This window comes from Pyrococcus yayanosii CH1 (genome assembly GCF_000215995.1).
Lineage (GTDB): Archaea > Methanobacteriota_B > Thermococci > Thermococcales > Thermococcaceae > Pyrococcus > Pyrococcus yayanosii.
In genome coordinates, this window is the sequence record NC_015680.1 from 1,043,946 (window position 1) to 1,065,343 (window position 21,398).

The window sequence follows — 21,398 nt, forward strand, 5'->3', positions numbered from 1 at the left end:
GAACAGTTTAAACGTTAAAGGATTGCCATGGCTTTCATCATGGCCAAAGTGCTCGCAGATCTTTTCGTCCCTCTTTTCACATTTGCACGTTTTCTTGGACACCAAAGGTTGATAACACCAAGCTTAGAAAATTATTAAAAACGTGCTACTAAACTAGCTACTGGTGATACAATGCTCACCCTAAACAGGCTCGTCGAGGAGAGAAATGCGGTTAAAATCCTGGAGTACGCAAGGGAGTTCCATGGCCACGTCTGCCCATACCTTGCACTTGGAGTAAGAGCTTCTCTGATAGCCATGGAGGAGCTCGGTGTTGGAAGGCTTGACCACTCGGGCAGTGTTGATGAATCCGTTCTTGCCATAGTTGAGGTGAACAGCTGCTTCACCGACGGCGTTCAGGTAACGACTGGTTGCACCTTGGGAAACAACTCTCTGATATACCTTGACCTCGGAAAAACGGCCTTGACCCTCGTGAAGCGCTCCACCTGGGAGGGTGTAAGGGTCTACGCCGATGCTGAAAAGCTGAGGAAATATTACCCACCAGATGCCATGGAGCTCTTCAGGAAGGTTGTCAAGGAAAGAAAGGGAACCGAAGAAGAGCGGAGGCGCCTCTGGGAGCTCTGGGAAGATATAGCATACACCATGCTCAACCTGCCGAAGGAGGAGTTCAAGATTGAGCGCCTGAAAGTCGCCCCCATCGAGCAGGCGCCGATAGTGGAGAGCGTCCGTTGCGCGAAGTGCGGGGAGCTGGTTATGGAGACGAGGACAGTTTACATAAACGATAAACCCTTCTGCCTCCGCTGTGCCGGGGAAATCTATCGAGCGGTGGTTGGAAGGGGGATAGTTGATGTCCCGCCAAGGGGGTGCTGAGATGAAAAGGTTCCTTGCCCTGTTTTTAATCCTGCTCGTGGTTTCAATGAGCGGCTGCATCGGGAGCAGCACGAACACCGAAACCGGAAAGGCTATGATAACCGTCACGGACGCCCTTGGAAGAACTGTCGAGGTTCCGGCGAAGGTCACCAGAATAGTTGCGGTTGGTCCTGGTGCGCTCAGGCTGATAGTCTACCTCAACGCGAGCGACATGGTTGTGGGAGTTGAGGACTTCGAGAAGCGCTACAACTTCGGGAGGCCCTACATCATAGCCCACCCCGAGCTGAAGGAGCTTCCCAGCATAGGGCCCGGCGGGCCGGGAAAACTGCCGGACTTCGAGGCGCTGATACAGCTCAAGCCGGACGTTATCTTCATCACCTACGTGGACAGGAAGACGGCCGATGATATACAGGCAAAGACGGGCATTCCGGTTGTTGTTCTCAGCTACGGCCGGCTGGCGACCTTCGAGGACGAGGAGCTTTTCAAATCGCTTGAACTGGCCGGTAAAATCCTTGGGAAGGAGAAACGAGCGGAAGAGGTTATTAACTTCATAAAGTCCCTCCAGAAGGATTTGATGGAGCGCACATCAGGTGTTGAACCGAAGACAGTCTACGTCGGTGGAATCGGCTACAAGGGCGCCCACGGCATAGAGAGCACCGAAGCGGAGTACCCGCCGTTCGTTGTCACCCATGCTAAGAACGTCGCCGATGAACTCGGTGAGGGGCATCACCTCATAGACAAGGAAAAGCTCCTTGAGTGGCAGCCGGAGTACATATTCATAGACGAGGGCGGTCTAAAACTCATCCTTGACGACTACAAGAAAGACCCCGACTTCTACAACTCCCTGAGGGCCGTCAAGGAGGGCAACGTTTACGGCATACTTCCCTATAACTTCTACACGACCAACATAGGAACCGCTTTAGCGGACGCGTATTTCATAGGCAAAGTCCTCTATCCAGACCGTTTCGAGGACATCGACCCGGCTAAGAAGGCCGACGAGATATACACCTTCCTGGTCGGGAAGCCGGTCTACAGCGTCATGGCGGAACAGTTCGGGGGCTTTGGAAAGATAGACCTCACCAACGGAACCGTTGAGTACTCACTGCCGGTCTCGCCGTGATGAAAATGGACTACGAGGGCTACGTGGCCAGGAAGCTGTTCATCGGCCTTTTCCTTCTTCTTTTCATCGCTCTGGTTAGCCTGTACTCCCTCTCACACGGTGCATACTCGCTCTCCGTGCGGGAGGTCATCGATGTCATTCTCGGCGGCGGGAGCGAGAGCGCTAGGCTTGTAATCTGGAACATAAGGTTGCCGAGGATCGTCGCTGGAATCCTCGTCGGCGCTTCCCTGGCCGTGGCTGGAGCCGTCATGCAGGGATTCCTCAGGAATCCGCTGGCGACTCCTTTCACGATGGGCGTTTCTCACGGCGCGATGTTTGGAGCATCCTTAGCCATACTCCTCGGGGCAGGCTACGCGGAAAGTTCAGGGAGGATTTCACTGGACAATCCCTATTCGGTTGTCCTGTTCGCTTTCATAGGAGCGATAAGCGCAACCTCCGTAATTCTGACACTTGCAAGGCTCAGGGGGCTCAGTCCTGAGGCGATTATTCTCGCAGGAGTGGCAATGAGCTCGCTCTTTGTGGCACTAACCACGCTCATCCAGTATTTCGCTGATGAGCTCCAGCTGGCGGCGATGGTTTACTGGAGCTTCGGTGACCTCGGGAGGGCCACCTGGAGGGAAGATACGATAATGCTCATCACCTTCCTCCCCGTTTTCGGGTATTTCGTCGTGAAGCGGTGGGACCTGAATGCCGCGGTCATTGGGGACGACGTTGCAAAGAGCGTGGGCGTTGACGTCGAGAGGGTTCGTCTCGTTTCCACGTTTTTGGCGGCGCTGATAACTGCGGTTAGTGTTGCCTTCGTGGGTGTCATAGGCTTCGTCGGCCTCATAGCCCCCCACGCAATAAGACTCGTCGCCGGCGGCGATTATCGCTTCCTCATTCCCCTATCTGCCCTGACGGGGGCACTTCTCCTGGTAGCGGCGGATACAGTTGCAAGGCTGGCTTTTTCTCCGATGATCCTGCCGGTTGGAGTCGTCACCTCATTCCTCGGTGCGCCGACCTTCATCTACCTGCTGGTGAAAATGGAGGGGGCAAGATGAGCGCCGTGAGGGTCAGGAACCTCCACTTCACGTACAGCGGCTCCGAGGTTCTGAAGGGAATCAACCTTGAGGTTGGTGAGGGCGAGTTCGTGGCCATACTCGGCCCAAACGGGGCTGGAAAAAGCACCCTCCTCAAGTGCATCGCCGGAATTCTGGACTGTGATGCCGTGGAAATTTTTGGGCGGTCGATACGTGACTACTCCCGGAATGATCTGGCGAAGGTTCTCGCCTACGTGCCGCAGAGATACGAGCCGGGTTTTATAACCGTTTTTGACACGGTTTTACTCGGCAGGAGGCCCTATATGGGATTAAAACCGTCAAAGAGAGACGTTGAGGTGGTAATGGGCGTGCTGAGGAAGATGGGGATACATGGCCTGGCTCTGAAACCCACCAACAGGCTGAGCGGTGGCGAGCTCCAGAAGGTAAGCATAGCCCGGGCTCTGGCACAGGAGCCAAGGATACTCCTGATGGACGAGCCAACCAACAACCTTGACATAAAGAGCCAGCTGGAGGTAATGGAGATCGCCAGGGACTTTGCCGCCGGGGGAGGGACTTCAATAGTTGTCATGCACGACGTCAACCTGGCCCTGCGCTTCGCTGAGCGCTTTGTCTTCATGAAAAACGGAAAGATTGTGGCCGACGGTGGAAGGGAAATACTGGAACCGGGCCTTTTTGAGGAGGTCTACGGTGTGAGAGTGGAGATAGAAGAGGTAAGGGGAGTCCCCGTCGTGATTCCCCTTTAGTCCGGCGTGAGCAGTGAGGTTTCGTTCAATTACTTTAAAATCTCCCCCATTATGACCTCCGCTATCTCCCTTATTGCCCTTGAGGCCGGCGCTTCCGGAAACGCTTCGACTACAGGCTTAAGCATTGCCATGCTCTTCGGTATTGCCCTGTCGTAGGGTATCTCGCCGAGTATCGGGATGCCTTCGCCCTCGGCCCACTCCCTGAGGGCCCTAAAGCCAGGGTTTATGTCGGCCTTGTTGATTATCAGGTAAGCTGGTTGTCTGAAGTGCTGAACGACCTTGTAAACCCTCCGGACGTCGCTGATTGAAGCAGGCGTCGGCTCCGCTATGAGGATGGCAACATCGGCACCCCCAAGGCTCGCTATGACCTGACAACCTATCCCGGCGGCAGAGTCAACTATCATATGCTCAAGGTCGAGCTTCTTCATGAGCTGCTTGGCCCACTCCTTTTCTTCTGTCACCAGCTTCCCGCTCTCTGGTCTTCCTACGTCTAACTGGGCCGAGATTATAGGGAAGCCGTACTTGGTGGTCGCCCTCCTTATCACGCCGGAGCGGACCTCTTCGAGGGTTACCGTACCCGGCACGGGGCACACGAGCCCGCAAACGTTGCAACCCTCGCACGTCAGCTGGTTGACAACGTAGTCGCCGTCAACCAGTTTGATGCTATCATGGGGGCACTTCTCATGGCAGATGCCACATCTGATGCAGGTCTCTGGGTTTATCCTGGCGACCTTGGCACCCACGTGTTCTCTCTCCTCCTCCCACTCCGTTACGCCCAGCAACAGGCCGAGGTTCGGGGCCTCAGCGTCCGCATCAACGGCTATGAGCCTGTACTCATCCTTCAAGAAGTAGAGCAGGGAGGCCGTCACGGTGCTCTTTCCGACGCCACCCTTACCGCTTGCTATTGCTATCTGCATTCAGATCACCTCCTTCAGGAACTCGGCCACCCTGTCGGCCAGCCCCTTGAAAATCTCGGCTTCAGGACCATCCTTCAAGACTATCGGTCTGCCGGCGACGTAGCTCCTGACTATGGCCTCGCTGTAGGGTATCTCTGCAACGATTTCGGCCCCATATTTGGTGGCCAGCTTCTCGACCTCCTTCACGTCCCCAAGGTCTGCCCTGTTCACAACGATCCATGTGGGAATACTCATAAGCCTCCCGAGCTCCAGGATGAGCTCCAAGTCGTGAAGACCGAGGGGAGTGGGCTCCGTGACGGCTATTAGGAGCTTCGAATCTTCGATGGCCTTGGAGACCGTGTTTCCAGTCCCAGCAGCGGTGTCCACGAGGATGAGATCCTTGTTAAGGGCTTGAGCTCTCTTCTTTGCGACGACAACAAGAGGCATTGAACGCTCCTCACCCTCTAGGAGCTTCCCCGTGACGAGCGGGAAGCCATAGGGTGTCTCCGTAACGTAGGTATGGCCAACGAGCCTGCTACCCTCCAGTATAGCTCCTGGAACCGGGCAGACTATCTCGCAGGCCCTGCACCCGGAGCAGAGGGTCGGCATGAGGAAGGGCGTGCCATCCTTGAGAGTTATAATCGCATGTTCCTCGCAGACCTCGGCACACTTCCTACACCGGGTGCACTTCGAGTAGTCGAACTTTGGCATAAACTGGGTAACCGGCTCCTCGTTGGCCAGCTCAACGCCAAGCAGTAAGTGGTCGTTCGGGGCCTCCACGTCAAGGTCTGCAAGTGCAATCTCGATTCGATTGGCTAGAGCAACCGCAAGGTTAACGGCAATCGTTGACTTTCCGGTTCCGCCCTTTCCACCGCTGACCGCGATCTGCACCCCACCACCCCCAGAGTTAGGGCAACCTAATAGCTTAAAAATTTTGTGCATATGCTAAATTCTGCTTAGGAGCCTCCTCATGTAAAAAAAGGCCACTTTCAGGCACCTCATCGTGGTCACCAATGTTAAGCGAACCTAACAAAATATAAGCATTCGGGGGGACGTTGAAGCCAGCCATTTAAAAGATAATAGCCCTTGGGAGTTTTCAATAGCCAGTTGTCGATGAGCAACTTTTCCTCGACTTCAAAATCAGTCCCTTCGTTTTCTCGTTCAGGAGGAGCACCAAAAAAGCCTGATCTTATTCCATGACCCCAACTTAGCCCTCCTTTTCTGCAACGAGGTCTTCCTTACGGAGGATGGAAGGATACTTGGCCACAGAAAGGCTAAAGAGGTCATTAACAAGGTCAAGTTAGTTGATAGGCAAGCTCCATAGGGCGCGTTAGGTGATGAACTTGAGGATAGCGACCGTTGGCGGGATGGCCTTCGAGGTTCCTAAGGGAGCATGGTGGAGCTTCTACAACAGCCCCTACCCCGCCCATAGGCTCGGAACGGCCATTGACGTTTACTTTCCCGACAGAGCGCTCTTTCCCCTCGAAGAGGGCATCGTTAAGGTAATCAGGAAGGTTACAACTCCAGCCTACGTGCCAATAAGGGAGGACTACGTCATAGTTTTCCAGGTAGGTGAATTTTGTCTCAAAGTTCTTCACGTTAAGCCTTCCATTAAAGTCGGGGAGCGGGTTTCCCTAGGGGAGGAGATTGGAGATATGATAATTTCCGGCTTCTACATGCCCTGGAGCGACAAGCACGCCCACTTCGAGCTCCGGCCCTGTGAGGACCCCTACCGGGCAAGGGGAGCCTTCCCTATTCGACCAAAGGTTTTGAGGCTCGTCCCGACGGCTAAGGATAGGGAGTTCGAGGTCGTCGAATGTCCCGAGAACTATTGCTGGGTTGTCCCCAGAAGGCGGGGAAGAAGGAGCCTGACGCCGCTCACCTCCGAAGGCGTTCCAATCGAGGGTGGCCTGCCGCACTACCACTACGGAGCGGCCTTCGAGCATATGGGAGAGGTCAGACTCTTCGACGTCATCTTACCTACCTGCCAGATTTCATCTGGAGTTTCAATCTTTGACGCGGCCTTTACAATCACCGCGAACGGAAAGCGGGTGGGAATCGGGATATACTGCAATCAGGAGCGGATAAAGCTCGTAGGAGGAAGTTTTGAGGAGGGAGACGTGATTACGCTCACCGCATCCCCAAGACGGAACGTTTAAAGGCTTAGAACTTAACATTGAAGGGTTAAAGAGGTTCAAGAAGGAAGCTCTTAATATAATAGATGAGGACTTCAAGCTTCTGGACTTCTCTTTCGGGTTGCCCTACACCTACGTCCTTATTGAAGGAAAACACGGCAAGGCCCTGGGTGTTGCTATGACCCTCCCCGAGGAGATTCAGGGGTATGAGAACTCGATTGAAGAACCCTCCATTGAAGCATTCATAGAGAAGGCCGACAGCTTGAACGTAATCGAGAGGACGCTCGGTTTAGCGGCGATAAACGCGGTGTCCCAGTACTACATAGACCTAAGCGAGGCGGAATGGGTGGATGCGGTAAATATCCTCGATGATGGCATAGGGAAGGTTGCTGTAATAGGCAACATGGCCCCGATAGTAAAGGCCCTTCGCGAGAAAGGCTATGATGTCTATGTCTTCGAGCGGAACCCCAAGCTCTGGGACAGGAAAACGCTCAGCGACGCCCTCGAATACTGGCTCCTGCCCGAAGTCGATGCCGTAATAGCGAGTGCCACCTGCATAGTAAATGGCACCCTCGACATGATACTCGACAGGGCGAAGAACGCGGGGGTAATACTCCTGACCGGCCCAACTGGGCAGGTTCTGCCAGAGTTTCTCAGAGGGACGGGCGTAACGCACGTGGCCGCGATGAAGGTTGTGGATATCGATAGGGCAATAGAAAAGCTGAAGCTTGGTTGCTTCAGGGGTTCTCAAAAGAGAGCAGGAAGTACACAATAAGAATAGAGTGAACGATCAGAAAACCTTTCGGAAGTAGCTCTTCAAGGCCCCCCAGTTGAGAGCTATATGAACCACTGAGAGACCAAAGAACGCAAAGCCCGCGTACATGTGAATGGTATCCATCAGCGAAACTGGGAGGCTGGGAAAGAGGGGGCCCAGCAGCAGCACCGTCCCGCTTATTCCTGTGATTAGCCAGAGGAAAAACAGCACTATTGAAACCCACATCCTCAGCCTTATTCCCATGCTATCACCCCTTGGTAAAAATTTCCCCGTTTATCACGATTTCTACCGCCTTCCACTCACCATCTTCATAGACTGCCCTAACCTTGACCTTCTCCCCAACTTTTATTAGGGAGAGCATTTCTCTCCAAGTGTACTCTTCGCCATTCGGTCCGATCCACTTGCCCCTGACAGCGAATGTAGTGCCATCGATTACGAAGTAGCGACCATCAACGTTCACCTCTTGGACAACTCCTTCCACGATCTTCTCAGTGGTGTTAAGCTCTGGAAGTTGAGTCTGGGCTGAGGCATTGCTGAGGACCTCGTTGGTTGGTGTTCCGACGTAGAACTTTATCGTCACTCTCTCTTCTGATCCGTAAGGACACTCAGAGCCGTATTTAAAGACAACGTCGAGGGTACCATTTCCAAGAACTTTCACAACGTATTGCTTAAAAGCCGTGTACGGATCTTTGAGCTCCGTCTCGGTTTCGTCAATAACTTCAACGTTTTTGGGGTTTTCGGTCAGTATCTGCCAGTCGGAGCAAGGACAGGGCTGAGCATGTTTAAATTTCACGGTGACGTTGAGCGTTACCTCGATTCCCGTCTTTGGAACATAGACCTCGGCCGGAACCACACAGAGCAAATCCGAGCCCTCGTGGGAAATTGCTGAGCCTACGTAATAGACACCGGCGTTCGAAACAACCGTTACCGTAACTGATGTCTCTGACACGTTCTCCAAAAACTTAACCGCAAAAGGCATTGAAGTTATGATAGCACAGAGTATTAAGGCGAGAATCAACCCCCGCTGCATTTTTATCCGCTCCCTCCAAATTCATAGTTTCGTAATACCACTATTATTAAATCATTTCGATTGATTCTCCTCGCCTAACCTCAGCTGAGTAATGTTGGTCGAAAAGTTTATATTTATGTGCATATGCACAAAATAATGGAGGTGGTAAGATGGTTAGGGTTGCCGTACCAACCAATGGTAGAGGTCTCGAGGGCACCGTGGCACCCGTCTTCGCGAGAGCACCGGCCTTCCTCATAGCGGACGTTGACGAGAAAGGCAACATAACGAACACCAAGGTTATCCAGAATCCAGCCACGACTGCAGCCGGCGGAGCCGGGCCAATGGCTGTGCAAATGCTCATAAATGAGGGGGTTGACATCATCGTCGCACCACAGGTCGGCCCAAGCTCCCTTGGCGCTATCCAGGCAGCTGGCATAAGGCTCTATCAGGTGTCCCCAGGAACGCCCGTCGAGGAGGCGATTAAGATGGCGATCAGTGGAAAGGCCACCCAGCCCCCGGCCCCGGCATATGGCCCGATTTATCCATCGTATCCAGCCTACTATGGCCCAGCTTCTGGTTGGGGCTGGGGCCGCGGACGGGGCAGAGGAGGTAGGGGCTGGGGCGCCCGTCTAGGGTACTGCCCCCGAACTGGCATGCCAAACAGGAGAACCCCCCACCGGCTCTACGGCTGGTGGTGAGGTTTTTCCTTAATTTTTGGAGGAGTGAGCAGTGCCGCGCGGTATGGGAAGGGGATATGATAGGAGCTTCGGCAGGAGGTACTATGGTTATCCAGTTCCATTTGGAGGATTCTACAACCTACTCGACCTGCTCCTGCTCATCGGAATACTCTACACCCTTGTGAAGATCTTCTTCGTCGCAGCCCCCTACGCTCTGGCATTGGCCCTGCTCCTGACCATAAGGAGCTTCCTTCGATCACGTTGGACTTTCTGGTCATTATGAGACGCTTTTTCTTCCTTCTCCGTTCACATCCCCCCGGTAACCGCAAGCTCAATAATTTTCCTTATCTCGACCAAGAACTCTACCGGAATGTCCTTAAGCATCGGCTCCAGAAAGCCCTTGACTATTAGCTGCGTCGCCTTTTCCTCGCTGAGCCCCCTCGACATGAGATAAAAGAGCTCCTCCTCCCTTATCCTTCCTATCGCCGCCTCGTGGCTAAGCTCTGCATCATCAACCCTGCTGACCAGGCCAGGATACGTCTCCATAACCGCTTTGTCGCTCATCAGAAGAGCATCACAGCTTATGTGCCCCTTCGTTCCGCGGGCCTCTGCCACTATCTTACCCCTCGTTATGACCTTTGACTCGTCCATTATCACAGCCTTGCTGGCGTTTATTCCCCTCGCCCCCCTGCCCTTGAGAGACATCTCACCGCCCAGGTCCACGTACCAGTCTTTCTGGCCGAGGATTATGCCGTTCAGCTCAACGTAGCCGTTCTCGGCAACCCAGTACTTGGGATTAGCCACGTTGCTCTTCCCACTGCCGAGAGAAACGGTGGTGTTTATGAACCGGGCCTCTTCTCCCACCATGGCTCTCGTCATGGGCCTCGTATGGACGTACTCAGGCCAGTTCTGGAGGACTGTCAGCTGAACCTTAGCCCCCTTATGGAGATACGCCTCCGTCATGTCTAGGTGGAGAGAGTGACGGACGAGGATAGGGGCCGTGCACCCTTCTATCAGGTGAACCTGGCTGTTGGGTCCAGCGATTATGATGATGTGAGGCGCCTGGGCGAGGGAGCTCTCTTGGATTAGGAAGAAGAGATGAAGAGGGAATGGAACCTTCAGCCCTTCCTTAACGTATAGGAATATGCCCCCGTTCCACACGGCCGTGTGATAGGCAGTCAGCTTGCTCTCTCCGGCGTTGAACAGCCTTAGAAAGTGCTCCTTGATGACCTCCGGATACTTCTTCAAGGCTTCCTCCATCGGAAGAACTATTAGGCCTCTCTTTGCCCACTCCCGGATGAACTGATTGTATATGACACCTGTATCCGTCTGAACGGCGAGGCCAGCTATGTACTTCTGCTCAACCTCGCTTATGCCAAGCCTGTCGAGAAGGGCTCTCATCTCCGGTGGGAGGTCATCAAGACTCTCTATGTGTTCAGGGAGGCCCTCCACTTCCGGCTTCGCTATGAACTGGAGCAACTGCTCTTCATCAATGACGGGATCATTAAGGGGAGCCTTCTCAAAAGCCTCAAGTCCCTTGTACCTTATGCGCGTCATCCACTCAGGTTCCTTATTTCTCCTCGCCAGCTCCTCTATCTGGTCCTCTATAACGGAACGAACGTCCTTAGAGGTGAGCGTTTCCACCATCATTCCACCTCCGAGAATACAGCCTTGAAACCTTCCCTCTCTATGACCTCGATGAGCTCCTTCGAGCCCGTCCTGACTATCCTTCCATCCTTCATCACGTGAACTTTCAGGTAGTCCGTGTCGATGTGAGCGAGTATCCTCCCATAGTGGGTTATCAAGATTATGGCCGTCCCCTTCTTGTGAAGCTCCTCTATCTTCCTGCTTATAACGCTGAGCGAATCTACGTCAACACCGCTATCCGGTTCGTCCAGGATTAGGAGCTTAGGTTCCACAAGAAGGGCCTGAAGGAGCTCGAGCCTCTTCTTCTCGCCACCTGAGAAGCCAACGTTAACGTAGCGCCTGAGATCCTCCTCGGTGAACCAAAGCTCCCTTGCCCTTTCCTCTATCAACTCGTACGCCTCGGCGGGGTCAATCCCTTTGAGCTCGGTGAGAACCTGCTGGAGGAAATCAATAATCCTAACTCCCTTAACCTCCGGGGGAACTTGAAAGGCCAAAAAAATCCCCCTCCTTGCCCTCTCGTCGGGACCAAGGGAAGTTATCTCCTCCCCATCGAAGAGAATCTTGCCTCTTACGACCTCGTATCGGGGATGGCCGGCTATGGTTAAGGCGAGTGTGGACTTTCCACTTCCATTCGGCCCCATAACCACGTGAAGCTCTCCAGGATTTACCATGACGTTAACACCATGAAGAATCTCCTTCCCCTCAATCGCAACCCTAAGGTCCTCAATTTTTAACATCTCAGCACCCCCCGGTTACAGTAACATCTACATTTTTTAAGCATTTTGGGACATTTTTGGGTATCGCATAGAGTGCATATGCACGAAATTTTTAAAGTTCGGCTCCCCTAATTCAGTGGGGTGGAGGAAATGAGAATAGTGGTAACCACGATAAGGGGAGGACTCGACGACTTCGTCAACCAGGCATTCGGGAGGACGCCCACGTTCACAATCGTAGATGTTGAGAATGGCGAAATAATGAACGCTCAAGTGGTCCCGAACCCGGCGGCGAACGCCTCAAGAGGTGCGGGCATTCAGGCGGCCCAGTTCTGCATCGAGCAAGGAGCCGACGTGGTGATAGCCGGGCGCTTCGGTCCAAACTCTTACCAGGTCCTTCAAGCCGCTGGTATAAGAATTGTCTCGGCCCCCTCGACGATGACCGTTAAGGAGGCAGTCAAAGCTTTCCTTAGGGGCGAGCTAACCCAACCAGTTTTGAGGCCCGAAGGTGGCAGGAGGGGCATGGGAAGGGACCGCAAAGGGAGTGAGAGTGATGAAACTTACCATGATTTTTGAGAACCACTCCGGCTATAAGAAGGGCCTGATTGGCTATCATGGATTTTCTGCCCTGATAGAGCACGAAGGCCGTAGAATTCTCGTGGACACGGGGACTGAAGGAAAAGTTCTGCTCAGCAACATGCGCGAACTGGGAATTAAACCAGACTCCATAGATACCATCTTCTTGACCCACGGCCACTACGATCACACAGGGGGTCTGAAGGATTTTTTAATGGCCAGAGAGAGTTCCGTTAAGATATATGCCCACCCAGGGATATTTCAGGAGAGGATAGCCCTAAAGCCACAGCGAAGGACCATCGGGATACCCTTCCCAAGGGATGAGCTGGAAGAACTCGGGGCCAAGTTCGTCCTGAGAAAGGAGCCCTTTGAAATATTCCCTGGATTCATAAGCTCTGGAGAGATAACAAGGGAGACCTGGGACAGGGCAGTAGGATATCTGCCAGACGGAACGCCAGATTCCCTCAAGGATGACATCGCCCTCATCGTTGACCTTGGAGATAGTATTGCCGTGATAACCGGGTGTGGACACAGCGGCGTGATAAACATCCTCAAGCACGCCACTTGCATAGCGAAGAAGCCCATCAAGGCACTCATTGGTGGCCTTCATTTGAGAGGGGCTAAAAAGGAGCTCCTCGACGATGTCATCCGAGAAGTCAAAGTGGCAGGTGTGGAGGTTCTCTATGTTGGACATTGCACGGGCCTAGAGGAGTACGCCTACCTGCGGGCGAAGCTTGGAAACGTTCACCCCCTCCACGCCGGCCTCACGGTGGAGGTTTAGGCGGAAAAGATATAAGATGCCCCTCCTTAAGCCACGTTGATAACCATGCCCGGTCCCGGGTGGAATAGAGGAAGAGGAAGGAGAAGAAAGCTAAGGAAGATAGGCTTCCTCCCCCAGGTTAGGCACTTCTATCCCGCAATTCCCCCAGTATTTCCACCCAAACCCCCCATAATGATGACCTATGAGGAGTTCGAGGCTCTGAGACTTGTTGACTACGAGGGATTGACCCAGGAGGAGGCTGGAGAGAGGATGGGCGTGTCTAGAGGTACCGTGTGGAGGGCCCTTAGCTCGGCAAGAAAGAAGGTCGCTCAGATGCTCGTTGAGGGTAGGGAACTGATAATCCTACCTCAGGGCAACGAGGTTCCCAGAACGGGGGAGGAGTAGGGTGAAGAAGGGAGTACTGCTCTTCTTATTACTTATATTCCTAACACCAGTCCAGGCATACTCTCTGAAGAGCGTTACAATAACCGTTTACAGGGATGGATACGCAAATATCTACGAGGTGATAGTACCATCCCCAGGGGAGAGCAGGATAGAAGTGCCTCTCCCTGTGGAAAATTTCACAGGTCTTAGCGTCCTCGTAGATGGGAAAGAAACATCATACATCCTTAACGGTTCAAGGATAGTCGTCTATACATGGAACGCGAGCAGGGTTGAGGTGATGTACTACACGCCCGACATAACATCCAAAGCTGGAGCGAAATGGGCAGTAAGGGTGTCCTTTGAGGCCCCCGTAACGGTAATCCTTCCGGAGCGCTCCGTTATAGTGGGCCTTTCTGGCATCCCCATGAAAATCGAGAACAATTCAATTACGATGCCCCCGGGCAATCAGACGATATACTACCTCCTAGAATTTCAGAAACCCTCCCAACCAGCTCCCATCGAAAATAAGAGCATGTCATGGCAACTAATTCTGGCTGTGTTGGTCGTTGTAACATTTGGGGCTATTTTCTCCCTGAAATTCCTCCGAGGAGAAGGTAAAAGTAATAAAGCAAGGTTGAAGAGTCTCGACGAGCTTGTTAAGGCGTTCAACCTCAACGAGGATGAGAAGAGGGCCCTTATGTTCATATATGACCATGGAGGCAAGGTGAGACAAGCAGATGTTCGGAATGCCTTGGGTATACCGAGGACCACTGCATGGAGGATGTTCAAAAGGCTTGAAAAGATGGGTCTTGTTAAAATTTCCAAAGTTAATAACGAAAATTGGGTTGAGCTTAACTTTGAGATAACTAAGGAAAATCAACAATAATGGAGAACAACTTTCTAAAATTTTACGTCTTTTTGTAGTCCTTAAAAAAATTATCTAACTTAGTAAAAAATGCCAAATTTGTACTATCTTAACTCGTATCCAAATAAAGGTGTTGTATAGGGTAGGGGAAGCACCCTAAAACAAGACCTCTACTGGGATACTCCAACCATGTAATTTGCCCCCCAAATGTACATTTATGAACGAAGATTTTAGATATAATGATCCTTATATCTAAAATCCACGAACAACTATGCACGTTAGAGTGACCAGCCACTACCTTTAACAATCCTTCCGGAGATATTTTCATTATGACGAGATGCAGATTGTGCGGTTATGAGTTCGTGGAAATTAGCAAGTCACTGGGAGTGTGCGTTAACTGCCTTAAAGAAGATGATAGGGCCCTAAAGATAGCTATGGAAAGCCATTTTAAATGGCGCAGACTTATGGGGCTTCCTCCAGAACTCCCAAGGGACGGGGAAGTCGAGTGCAATATCTGCGCCAACGAGTGTCGGATTCCAAGAAACGGTTCAGGCTACTGTGGTGTGATATGGAACAAGAATGGAAATATAACATCGGTGACCGGAGCATTCAACAAAGCCCTTCTCCACTGGTATCTAGATCCTCACCCAACGAACTGCGTTGCCGAGCCAATATGCCCAGAGCGGGAGCACTACGGTTTCTACAACCTAGCGGTATTCTTCGCTGGCTGTAATCTTGACTGTCTATTCTGCCAGAACATCGAACACAAGCACATGCTTACTAGCCATAAAGGAAACTTGGTAAGCGCCGAGGAACTAGCCAACGTTGCGAGTGATAAAAGAGTAACCTGTGTCTGCTACTTTGGCGGCGATCCTTGTCCTAACGCTTTCTACTCCATTAGAACCTCGCGGGAAATTCTGAGAAGGAGGAAAATCAGAATCTGCTGGGAGACGAACGGGCTTGAGAATCCAAGGATCATGAAGGAAATGGCAAGACTCAGCCTTGAAAGTGGTGGAATAGTTAAGATCGACTGGAAGGCCTACACACCAACCGTTTATCAGGCATTGACTGGCGTAAACGGTGAAAGGGCCGTGGAGAGGATAAAGGAAAATGTCAAGCTCATCCTAGATATTGAGGGCAATGGGGAACCTCCACTCTTGGTCGTCAGTACCCTTGTTGTCCCTCACTACATCGACGAGCATGAAGTGTTCGGCATTGCGAGTTACATAGCCGAGCTGAATCCGGAGACGCCATATGTCCTTTTGGCCTTCGCTCCCCAGCATCTTATGTCCGACGTTCCACCAACGAGCAGAAGGCAGATGGAAATAGCCTACAAGGCGGCCCAGAAGGCTGGGCTGAAGAACGTTTACATAGGAAACCCCTGGTTGCTTAGATAATAAAAAAGAGTCACTTGGCCTTGAAGTAAATCCACAGACCCAATAGAAGGCCTGGCCCAACTAGAAGCAGGGGGACAAAGTAGTTTTTAAGATATGAGGAGAGGGCATAGTAGTTTATCAGGAACGAACCAAGGGTCATAACCATTAGGAAGTTCTTGTCGCTCGTCTTCCTTTTTATATCCACTGACATTCTCTCGACCATCATAAAACCCAGCAAGCCATACCCTATTGCCCCCACTAGAGCCGCAATCCTCTGAGCCCACGTCGTTGCGAAGGCCGCTATGAACAGCATTACCAGCCCTCCTCCCGTAAAGAACATAAATGATAATATCTCTAGCATGGCGGACACCCGCTTTACATGCATGTAAAAGTTTTTAAATTTTTTGAACCTTTTCGAAAAGAGCATAGAAAAAGCCTATCGTGGAGTGACGGTGTGGCCATGCCCGCATGGTTCCCTCAAGGAATCCTTGATCATAGGGGCCGCTGAGCGGCACAAGCCTAAAGTCTTCGTGCTTCTCCAAGAACCACTTCACGTTTTCCTCATCCTCCTCAAGGAAAACACTGCACGTAGTGTAAAGCAGACGGCCGCCGGGCTTAAGGAGGCGGGCAGCGGCATCCAGCAATTCTCTCTGTAGCTCTACCATCTCCCTTATCTTTGCCTCTCTGAGACGCCATCTGAGCTCCGGATTCTTACCTATCGTTCCCGAGGACGTGCACGGGGCATCCAAGAGAACCTTATCCGCGACCTCCTCCCCAAGTATCTCAGGAGCTTTTCTTGCATCCTTCTTAATCGGCTTAACTATCCTAATTCCCATTCTCTTCAGAAACTCCTTCATACGTCTCATCCTGGCTTCGTCAATATCAAAGGCGTATATTTTCCCCTTGTTCTTCATAAGCTCCGCTAGGTGCGTCGTCTTACCGCCCGGGGCCGCCGCCATGTCCACAACGACTTCTCCCGGTTTGGGATCAAGAACCAGTGATGCAACCGCCGAGGCTTCCTCCTGGACTATTATCTTCCCCTTCCGGAACAGAGAGCTGGAATCAAAGTCGTAAGGGCCCTTTAGCTTAACGACGGTCGGAGCTTTCTCGCTGACGACAACTTCCTTCCCCTCATTCCTTAGAACCTCCACAACCTCCTCAACGCCCGCCTTTAGTGTGTTTACCCTAATGCTTATCCACTCATGCCTTTCGTTGACCGCCCTAAAGAAGTCTTCAGTCTCGTCTCCCAATATCGCCCTTATCCTCTCTATGAGCCAGGCGGGGGCAAGATATTCCCATTCAAGCCTCTCTAGCTCGTCTTTCGGGGCTGGCCTGTAGGAGACTATCTTATCAAAGATGTCCCAATAATACATACCCACATAGGGGTGGGTTCTGGCTGAAATAAAGTCAGAAGCCTTCCAACGGAGGTTCTTCAGAGTGTTAGCGTTGGGATCGTGGAATAGAACAACATCAAAGGCAACCCTTAAGGCGGCTCTAAGCCAGGGGTCAAGGATTAGGGGGGTTACACCGACAACGTCTTCTATCGCCCTGTCTATCAGCCCCTGCTTCTTCATGATGTCGTAGAATATCATCGTAAGTGTCCTGTTGAGCCAGGCTTCCTTTATCTCGTGCTTCTTAAACGCCTCTCTCTTCGCGTACTGGCTAGGTTTTATTATCTCCCCCAGCCTCACGGCTTCGATTATTGCTCTGATACCCCGCGGCGGTATCGATAACTTTCTTTCCTCCATCATTTTTAGGTAGAGTCTATGACATTTTTAAAGCCAACCCATTATTTCACCACCCTAGATAGTATAAAATTTGCATTTTTTACCATAGTTCTAGATTTTTGCATTTGCATTTAATGGAAAAAGTTTTTTTGTTTAAATATTGGTACAATTGAGATACAACTTAGTTAATTAAAGATGTTAATTACAAAATAAAGTAAAATTTGGAACACTCAATGTCAATCTAAGCAAGCCAGCCATTAAAATCACAAAAAGTTAGATAAATTAAAGGCCGCGTTTCTCCATCTCCTCGACGTATTTAATGACGCTATCCACTATCTCCCCCGCCTTTCCGATGTAGTTCTCCGGCCTGAGGCTCTCAAGGTCCTCTTCACTAAGACATCTCATAATAACCTCGCTCTCCCTAGCAACTTCGAGTAGATCCCTTCCCTCCCTGAAGGCCTTCATGGCAAGCTGCCTAATAAGCTCGTGGGCTTCCTGCCTACTCATCCCCCTCTCCGCGAGCTTGAGCATTAGGGGCTCGGCCATTATGAGGTTCTTCGTCATGTAGAGGTTCCTTCTGATGTTCTCCGGGAAGAACTCTAGGTCCCTCAGGATCTTCTTCGTGGTCTTCAGCATCTCATCAAGGAGAACGAAGCTTTCTGGAAGTATAACGCGCTCAACCGAGGAGTTCGTCAGGTCACGCTCGTGCCAGAGCGGGTTGTTGAGCAGGGCAGGAATGACGTTCGAATAGAGCACCCTAGCAAGGCCGCTGACTTTCTCACTCCTCACAGGATTCCTCTTATGGGGCATGGTAGAAGAGCCAACCTGCTTCTTTCCGAAGGGTTCGCTGACCTCAAGGATCTCAGTCCGCTGGAGGTTCCTTATTTCGAGAGCAATCTTGTCGAGCGTAGAAGCAACTAGGGCTAGGAAAAACACAAGCTCGGCGTAAACATCCCTCTGAACTATCTGATTGGTTATACGAGCTGGCTTGAGACCGAGGTCCTCCATGACGAGCCTTTCTATCTCGAGAGCCCTATCACCAAAAGATGCTCCCGTTCCAACGGCCCCTCTCATTTTCCCAACGAGAACCCTTTCTTTGAGCTGGTGGAGTCTCTCTATGTGCCGCTGAATCTCGTCGAGCCAGAGGGCAAACTTCATGCCATAGGTCGTGGGGACTGCGTGCTGGCCGTGCGTCCTCCCTATGCAGACGGTGTACTTGTGTTTTTTCGCGAGCTCCTTGAGGATAGAGCGGAGGTCCTTGAGGTCCTTCTCGATTATGTCTAAGGAGTCCCTTATGAGGAGGGCGTTCGCCGTGTCTATTATATCGTTTGATGTTGCGCCGAGGTGAACATACTTGCCGTGTTCACCGCAGACATCACTCAGAGCCCTGACGACGGCCATTATGTCGTGCCCTATCTCCGCCTCTATCTCCTTAACGCGCTCCACGGTAACGTACTTCGTGTTGGCTCTTTCGGAGATGACACGGGCACTCTCCTCGGGGATGTTTCCCACCTTCGCATGAGCCCTCGCTAAGGCAGCCTCGACGTCGAGGAGCCTCTGGAGCTTGTTCTCCTCGTCCCAAATCCTCAGCATCTCCTCGCTGCCATAGCGGTAATCTATCGGATGAACGGCCATGCTATCACCATGTACATGTTAGGTTCTAGCTTAAAAACGGTTCGGTTTTGCCAGATAGATGTAATTCCACATCAAGCAGCCGGTAAAAGAGCCGGAGAGAAAACATCAAAAGTCTCGCCTCTAATATACCATAGGGGCGATGACGACGCCTTCCGACACTGAGACGTGATGAGTGGACGGCTTCCCGAGCCCTCATTTCCCGAGGTAGGCTATCGCCTCAACCTCGATGGCGACATCTTTTGGGAGCCTCGACACCTCTACGACCGCCCTGGCCGGCTTCGATGAACTAAAGAACTCGGCGTAAACCTCATTCATTGCCTGGAAGTCATCCAAGTCCCTCAGATACACGGTCACCTTGACGATATCCTCAAGGCTTCCCCCGGCAGCCTCCACTATGGCTCTAATATTTTCCAAAACGCGCCTCGTTTGAGCCTTTATGTCACCCTTCACGAGCTTCCCCGTTTCGGGGTCTATGGGTATCTGGCCAGATATGAAGAGGAAGCTGCCTACCTTCACGGCTTGGCTGTAGGGGCCTATCGGCTTTGGGGCTTTCTTAGTGAAGATGACCTCCTTCATGGAACCTCCCCAAGAAAGTTTGGAGGAAGAAGTAATTAAGCATTCCCTGACTAAACATAATAGTATTCGCCCTTCTCCTTCTGCTCCCTGTCCTTGACGCTGCCCTCTTTGTTAGCCCTTGGTCTTCCCGTCTCAGGGTCGCGCCTGAATGTTATGCCAACGCTCGCCAGGAAGCGGTTCATGCCCTCTCTCATGCCCATCGGCGGGAGGGCTCTTCCATAGCGACCGGGCTCGCCCTCGAAGACCATGAGCCTGTCGCTTATGTAGTCTATCATAAGGACGTCGTGCTCGACCACGAGGGCCGTCTTCTCGTTCTTCTCCATGAGGTGCCTTATGGCTCGGGCGACGGCAAGGCGCTGTTCGACGTCGAGGTATGCCGAGGGCTCGTCAAGGAGGTATATGTCCGCGTCCCTTAGAAGCGTGGCTGCTATCGCGACCCTTTGAAGCTCGCCACCGGACAGCTCGTTAACTTCCCTGTCGTAGAGGTCCGGGATGCGGAGCGGGTTCAGGAGCTCGGTCTTGTAGAAGTTGCTGTTGAGCTTTGCCTCATCGACCTTGCTTAGGAGCTCGTAAACTGTTCCCTCATAATCAGCCTTTATGTACTGGGGCTTATAAGCCACCGTCAGGTCCCACTCGACCTTACCCTCGGTGGGCTCCTCAACGCCCGCGAGCATCTTGACGAAGGTCGTCTTTCCAATGCCGTTGGGACCCACTATGCCTATTACCTCACCCTTTCTTATTTCGCCAGGCTCAACTTCGAGCCTGAAGTCCCCGTAGTCCTTAACAAGCCTTGGGTATTCCACGAGGGTCTCCCTCTCAACGTCAATTCTCTCGCCCGTCTTGGTAAAGCGAATCTCGTAGGGTCTGAAGCGAACGTTCTCGTCCTTAAGATAGCCGCGGAGGAACTCGTTTATGCCATTTCTAGTGCCCTTTGGTTGGGAGAAGATTCCATAGACGCCCGGCTCACCATACACAACGTGGATTATGTCGCTAAGGTAATCCAAGACGGCCAAATCATGCTCCACCACGAGGACAGCCTTTCCCGAGTCCGCTAATTTCCTTATGGCCCTCGCCACCTTGAGCCTCTGCCTTATGTCGAGATAGCTCGAGGGTTCATCGAAGAAGTAGAAGTGAGCGTTCCTAAGGAGGGCGGCCGCTATCGCGACCCTTTGAAGCTCGCCGCCTGAGAGGTGCTCTATTTCTCTTCCAAGGATGTTCTCGAGCTCAAGCTCCTTGACTACCTCCTCGAAGGCCCCTGTCTCGTCAGCCCTCTTGAGAAGATCCTCAACCCTGCCTTTGACGGCCTTAGGGATTAGATCAACGTACTGAGGTTTAACGACGGGCCGTATCTCGCCCTTCTTCAGCCTCTCGAAGTAGTTCTGAAGCTCGCTTCCACGGAAGGCTTTTACGACGGCATTCCAGCTGCTGTTGTCGCAACAGAGGTTAGGAATAAGTTGGCCGGCGAGTATCTTGACGGCCGTCGTTTTACCCGTTCCGTTCGGACCCAAGATACCAACAACCATACCATCTTTGATAACGGGAAGTCGGTAGAGGACGAAGCCGTTTATTCCATATCGGTGGACGCAGTCCTCCTCAAGCTGCTCGGGCAGGTTGACTATGCTTATGGCGTTGAATGGGCACTTATGGACGCATATTCCACAGCCCGTACAGCTTGCCTCTTGGATTATCGGCCTGTACTTCTCCTCGTATATAACTATGGCCTCACCGCCCATTCTATTGACCGGGCAGACCCTCTCACATAGAAAGTGTCCGCACTTGTCAGGGTTGCACTTGTCGTAGTCGATGACCGCTATCCTCATAACACCACCGGCTTAGCCTTAAGGGAAGGGTTTAAAAATTCCACTCCTCCGATAAGT

General features: G+C 52.1%; 23 protein-coding genes and 1 pseudogene. 13 read left to right on the forward strand and 11 right to left on the reverse strand.

The genetic code is table 11. From position 1 onward, the window contains the following. Nucleotides 1-171: 171 nt before the first annotated feature. Genes PYCH_RS05810 through PYCH_RS05825 form a run of 4 tightly spaced genes read left to right on the forward strand, consistent with a single transcriptional unit; the run spans nt 172 to nt 3,770 of the window. The gene (locus tag PYCH_RS05810) at nt 172-867 is read left to right on the forward strand and encodes an FmdE family protein (protein ID WP_013905921.1); all 696 of its coding nucleotides are present in this window, start codon (nt 172-174) and stop codon (nt 865-867) included. Nucleotide 868: 1 nt separating this feature from the next. Continuing rightward, nucleotides 869-1,987, forward strand: a complete 1,119-nt coding sequence (locus tag PYCH_RS05815; protein WP_013905922.1) for an iron ABC transporter substrate-binding protein — start codon at nt 869-871, stop codon at nt 1,985-1,987. 5 nt (nt 1,988-1,992) lie between these two features. Next, nucleotides 1,993-3,027 carry a FecCD family ABC transporter permease gene (locus tag PYCH_RS05820; protein ID WP_013905923.1) on the forward strand — a complete coding sequence of 345 codons (1,035 nt, stop codon included), beginning with the start codon at nt 1,993-1,995 and terminating at the stop codon, nt 3,025-3,027. Beyond that, the gene (locus tag PYCH_RS05825; protein ID WP_013905924.1) at nt 3,024-3,770 is read left to right on the forward strand and encodes an ABC transporter ATP-binding protein; all 747 of its coding nucleotides are present in this window, start codon (nt 3,024-3,026) and stop codon (nt 3,768-3,770) included. Before PYCH_RS05820 ends, PYCH_RS05825 begins: the two co-directional genes overlap by 4 nt. A 29-nt stretch (nt 3,771-3,799) precedes the next feature. Here the strand turns inward: PYCH_RS05825 and PYCH_RS05830 are convergent, their stop codons facing one another. Continuing rightward, nucleotides 3,800-4,687, reverse strand: coding sequence for a nucleotide-binding protein (locus PYCH_RS05830; RefSeq protein WP_048058234.1), 888 nt, complete (start codon nt 4,685-4,687; stop codon nt 3,800-3,802). Continuing rightward, nucleotides 4,688-5,557, reverse strand: coding sequence for a nucleotide-binding protein (locus PYCH_RS05835; protein ID WP_048058235.1), 870 nt, complete (start codon nt 5,555-5,557; stop codon nt 4,688-4,690). Between the two features lie 452 nt (nt 5,558-6,009). On the opposite strand from PYCH_RS05835, the gene PYCH_RS05840 reads away from it, so the two are divergent. Together PYCH_RS05840 and PYCH_RS05845 are read left to right on the forward strand one after the other, a co-directional pair. After that, complete coding sequence (locus tag PYCH_RS05840) at nt 6,010-6,825, forward strand: hypothetical protein (RefSeq protein WP_013905925.1); 816 nt, start codon at nt 6,010-6,012, stop codon at nt 6,823-6,825. A 16-nt stretch (nt 6,826-6,841) separates the two neighbouring features. Beyond that, nucleotides 6,842-7,587 (forward strand): annotated as a pseudogene (locus PYCH_RS05845) (Rossmann-like domain-containing protein). A gap of 4 nt (nt 7,588-7,591) precedes the next feature. On the opposite strand, the gene PYCH_RS05850 reads toward PYCH_RS05845, so the two are convergent. Both PYCH_RS05850 and PYCH_RS05855 read right to left on the reverse strand, forming a co-directional pair. Next, a complete protein-coding gene (locus PYCH_RS05850) occupies nt 7,592-7,819 on the reverse strand; it encodes a DUF4405 domain-containing protein (protein WP_013905927.1) in 228 nt (75 codons plus the stop codon). Nucleotides 7,820-7,823: 4 nt separating this feature from the next. Then, a complete protein-coding gene (locus PYCH_RS05855) occupies nt 7,824-8,525 on the reverse strand; it encodes a hypothetical protein (protein WP_237698706.1) in 702 nt (233 codons plus the stop codon). Nucleotides 8,526-8,755: 230 nt separating this feature from the next. On the opposite strand from PYCH_RS05855, the gene PYCH_RS05860 reads away from it, so the two are divergent. Together PYCH_RS05860 and PYCH_RS05865 are read left to right on the forward strand one after the other, a co-directional pair. Further along, entirely contained in the window at nt 8,756-9,283 is a 528-nt protein-coding gene (locus PYCH_RS05860; protein WP_013905929.1) for a NifB/NifX family molybdenum-iron cluster-binding protein, read from the forward strand. A 31-nt stretch (nt 9,284-9,314) separates the two neighbouring features. Further along, entirely contained in the window at nt 9,315-9,545 is a 231-nt protein-coding gene (locus tag PYCH_RS05865; protein ID WP_013905930.1) for a hypothetical protein, read from the forward strand. A 23-nt stretch (nt 9,546-9,568) separates the two neighbouring features. Here PYCH_RS05865 and PYCH_RS05870 read toward each other — a convergent pair whose 3' ends face one another. After that, a complete protein-coding gene (locus tag PYCH_RS05870) occupies nt 9,569-10,909 on the reverse strand; it encodes an SUF-like minimal system protein SmsB (protein WP_013905931.1) in 1,341 nt (446 codons plus the stop codon). Beyond that, a complete protein-coding gene (sufC, locus tag PYCH_RS05875; RefSeq protein ID WP_013905932.1) occupies nt 10,909-11,646 on the reverse strand; it encodes a Fe-S cluster assembly ATPase SufC in 738 nt (245 codons plus the stop codon). Before sufC ends, PYCH_RS05870 begins: the two co-directional genes overlap by 1 nt. Before the next feature lie 129 nt (nt 11,647-11,775). On the opposite strand from sufC, the gene PYCH_RS05880 reads away from it, so the two are divergent. The 5 genes from PYCH_RS05880 to PYCH_RS05900 all read left to right on the forward strand — a co-directional run bounded on the left by PYCH_RS05880 (nt 11,776) and on the right by PYCH_RS05900 (nt 15,604). Then, nucleotides 11,776-12,198: a NifB/NifX family molybdenum-iron cluster-binding protein gene (locus PYCH_RS05880; RefSeq protein WP_013905933.1), complete on the forward strand. Its 423-nt coding sequence runs from the start codon at nt 11,776-11,778 to the stop codon at nt 12,196-12,198. Then, entirely contained in the window at nt 12,176-12,979 is an 804-nt protein-coding gene (locus tag PYCH_RS05885; RefSeq protein WP_048058236.1) for an MBL fold metallo-hydrolase, read from the forward strand. Before PYCH_RS05880 ends, PYCH_RS05885 begins: the two co-directional genes overlap by 23 nt. Nucleotides 12,980-13,024: 45 nt before the next feature. Further along, nucleotides 13,025-13,363 carry a DUF134 domain-containing protein gene (locus PYCH_RS05890; protein WP_013905935.1) on the forward strand — a complete coding sequence of 113 codons (339 nt, stop codon included), beginning with the start codon at nt 13,025-13,027 and terminating at the stop codon, nt 13,361-13,363. 1 nt (nt 13,364) lies between these two features. Continuing rightward, the gene (locus PYCH_RS05895) at nt 13,365-14,228 is read left to right on the forward strand and encodes a helix-turn-helix transcriptional regulator (RefSeq protein ID WP_013905936.1); all 864 of its coding nucleotides are present in this window, start codon (nt 13,365-13,367) and stop codon (nt 14,226-14,228) included. Between the two features lie 308 nt (nt 14,229-14,536). Then, a complete protein-coding gene (locus tag PYCH_RS05900; protein ID WP_048058237.1) occupies nt 14,537-15,604 on the forward strand; it encodes a radical SAM protein in 1,068 nt (355 codons plus the stop codon). A 10-nt stretch (nt 15,605-15,614) separates the two neighbouring features. Here the strand turns inward: PYCH_RS05900 and PYCH_RS05905 are convergent, their stop codons facing one another. The 5 genes from PYCH_RS05905 to PYCH_RS05925 form a co-directional block, all read right to left on the reverse strand. Continuing rightward, nucleotides 15,615-15,944 carry a hypothetical protein gene (locus PYCH_RS05905; protein WP_048058238.1) on the reverse strand — a complete coding sequence of 110 codons (330 nt, stop codon included), beginning with the start codon at nt 15,942-15,944 and terminating at the stop codon, nt 15,615-15,617. Nucleotides 15,945-15,978: 34 nt separating this feature from the next. Beyond that, nucleotides 15,979-17,334: an RsmB/NOP family class I SAM-dependent RNA methyltransferase gene (locus PYCH_RS05910; RefSeq protein ID WP_013905939.1), complete on the reverse strand. Its 1,356-nt coding sequence runs from the start codon at nt 17,332-17,334 to the stop codon at nt 15,979-15,981. A gap of 258 nt (nt 17,335-17,592) precedes the next feature. Then, complete coding sequence (gene purB, locus PYCH_RS05915) at nt 17,593-18,945, reverse strand: adenylosuccinate lyase (RefSeq protein WP_013905940.1); 1,353 nt, start codon at nt 18,943-18,945, stop codon at nt 17,593-17,595. Between the two features lie 192 nt (nt 18,946-19,137). Further along, nucleotides 19,138-19,521, reverse strand: a complete 384-nt coding sequence (locus PYCH_RS05920; RefSeq protein ID WP_013905941.1) for a RidA family protein — start codon at nt 19,519-19,521, stop codon at nt 19,138-19,140. Between the two features lie 50 nt (nt 19,522-19,571). Beyond that, a complete protein-coding gene (locus tag PYCH_RS05925) occupies nt 19,572-21,341 on the reverse strand; it encodes a ribosome biogenesis/translation initiation ATPase RLI (RefSeq protein WP_013905942.1) in 1,770 nt (589 codons plus the stop codon). Between the last annotated feature and the right edge of the window lie 57 nt (nt 21,342-21,398).

Bases quoted from the DNA above. Each gene is read 5' to 3' on its own strand.
- PYCH_RS05815 (WP_013905922.1), top strand. From the start codon at position 869: ATGAAAAGGTTCCTTGCCCTGTTTTTAATCCTGCTCGTGGTTTCAATG.
- PYCH_RS05850 (WP_013905927.1), bottom strand. From the start codon at position 7,819: ATGGGAATAAGGCTGAGGATGTGGGTTTCAATAGTGCTGTTTTTCCTC.
- PYCH_RS05810 (WP_013905921.1), top strand. From the start codon at position 172: ATGCTCACCCTAAACAGGCTCGTCGAGGAGAGAAATGCGGTTAAAATC.
- PYCH_RS05830 (WP_048058234.1), bottom strand. From the start codon at position 4,687: ATGCAGATAGCAATAGCAAGCGGTAAGGGTGGCGTCGGAAAGAGCACC.
- PYCH_RS05925 (WP_013905942.1), bottom strand. From the start codon at position 21,341: ATGAGGATAGCGGTCATCGACTACGACAAGTGCAACCCTGACAAGTGC.
- PYCH_RS05870 (WP_013905931.1), bottom strand. From the start codon at position 10,909: ATGGTGGAAACGCTCACCTCTAAGGACGTTCGTTCCGTTATAGAGGAC.
- sufC (WP_013905932.1), bottom strand. From the start codon at position 11,646: ATGTTAAAAATTGAGGACCTTAGGGTTGCGATTGAGGGGAAGGAGATT.
- PYCH_RS05905 (WP_048058238.1), bottom strand. From the start codon at position 15,944: ATGCTAGAGATATTATCATTTATGTTCTTTACGGGAGGAGGGCTGGTA.
- PYCH_RS05890 (WP_013905935.1), top strand. From the start codon at position 13,025: ATGCCCGGTCCCGGGTGGAATAGAGGAAGAGGAAGGAGAAGAAAGCTA.
- purB (WP_013905940.1), bottom strand. From the start codon at position 18,945: ATGGCCGTTCATCCGATAGATTACCGCTATGGCAGCGAGGAGATGCTG.
- PYCH_RS05825 (WP_013905924.1), top strand. From the start codon at position 3,024: ATGAGCGCCGTGAGGGTCAGGAACCTCCACTTCACGTACAGCGGCTCC.
- PYCH_RS05900 (WP_048058237.1), top strand. From the start codon at position 14,537: ATGACGAGATGCAGATTGTGCGGTTATGAGTTCGTGGAAATTAGCAAG.
- PYCH_RS05880 (WP_013905933.1), top strand. From the start codon at position 11,776: ATGAGAATAGTGGTAACCACGATAAGGGGAGGACTCGACGACTTCGTC.
- PYCH_RS05910 (WP_013905939.1), bottom strand. From the start codon at position 17,334: ATGATGGAGGAAAGAAAGTTATCGATACCGCCGCGGGGTATCAGAGCA.
- PYCH_RS05820 (WP_013905923.1), top strand. From the start codon at position 1,993: ATGGACTACGAGGGCTACGTGGCCAGGAAGCTGTTCATCGGCCTTTTC.
- PYCH_RS05860 (WP_013905929.1), top strand. From the start codon at position 8,756: ATGGTTAGGGTTGCCGTACCAACCAATGGTAGAGGTCTCGAGGGCACC.
- PYCH_RS05885 (WP_048058236.1), top strand. From the start codon at position 12,176: ATGAAACTTACCATGATTTTTGAGAACCACTCCGGCTATAAGAAGGGC.
- PYCH_RS05920 (WP_013905941.1), bottom strand. From the start codon at position 19,521: ATGAAGGAGGTCATCTTCACTAAGAAAGCCCCAAAGCCGATAGGCCCC.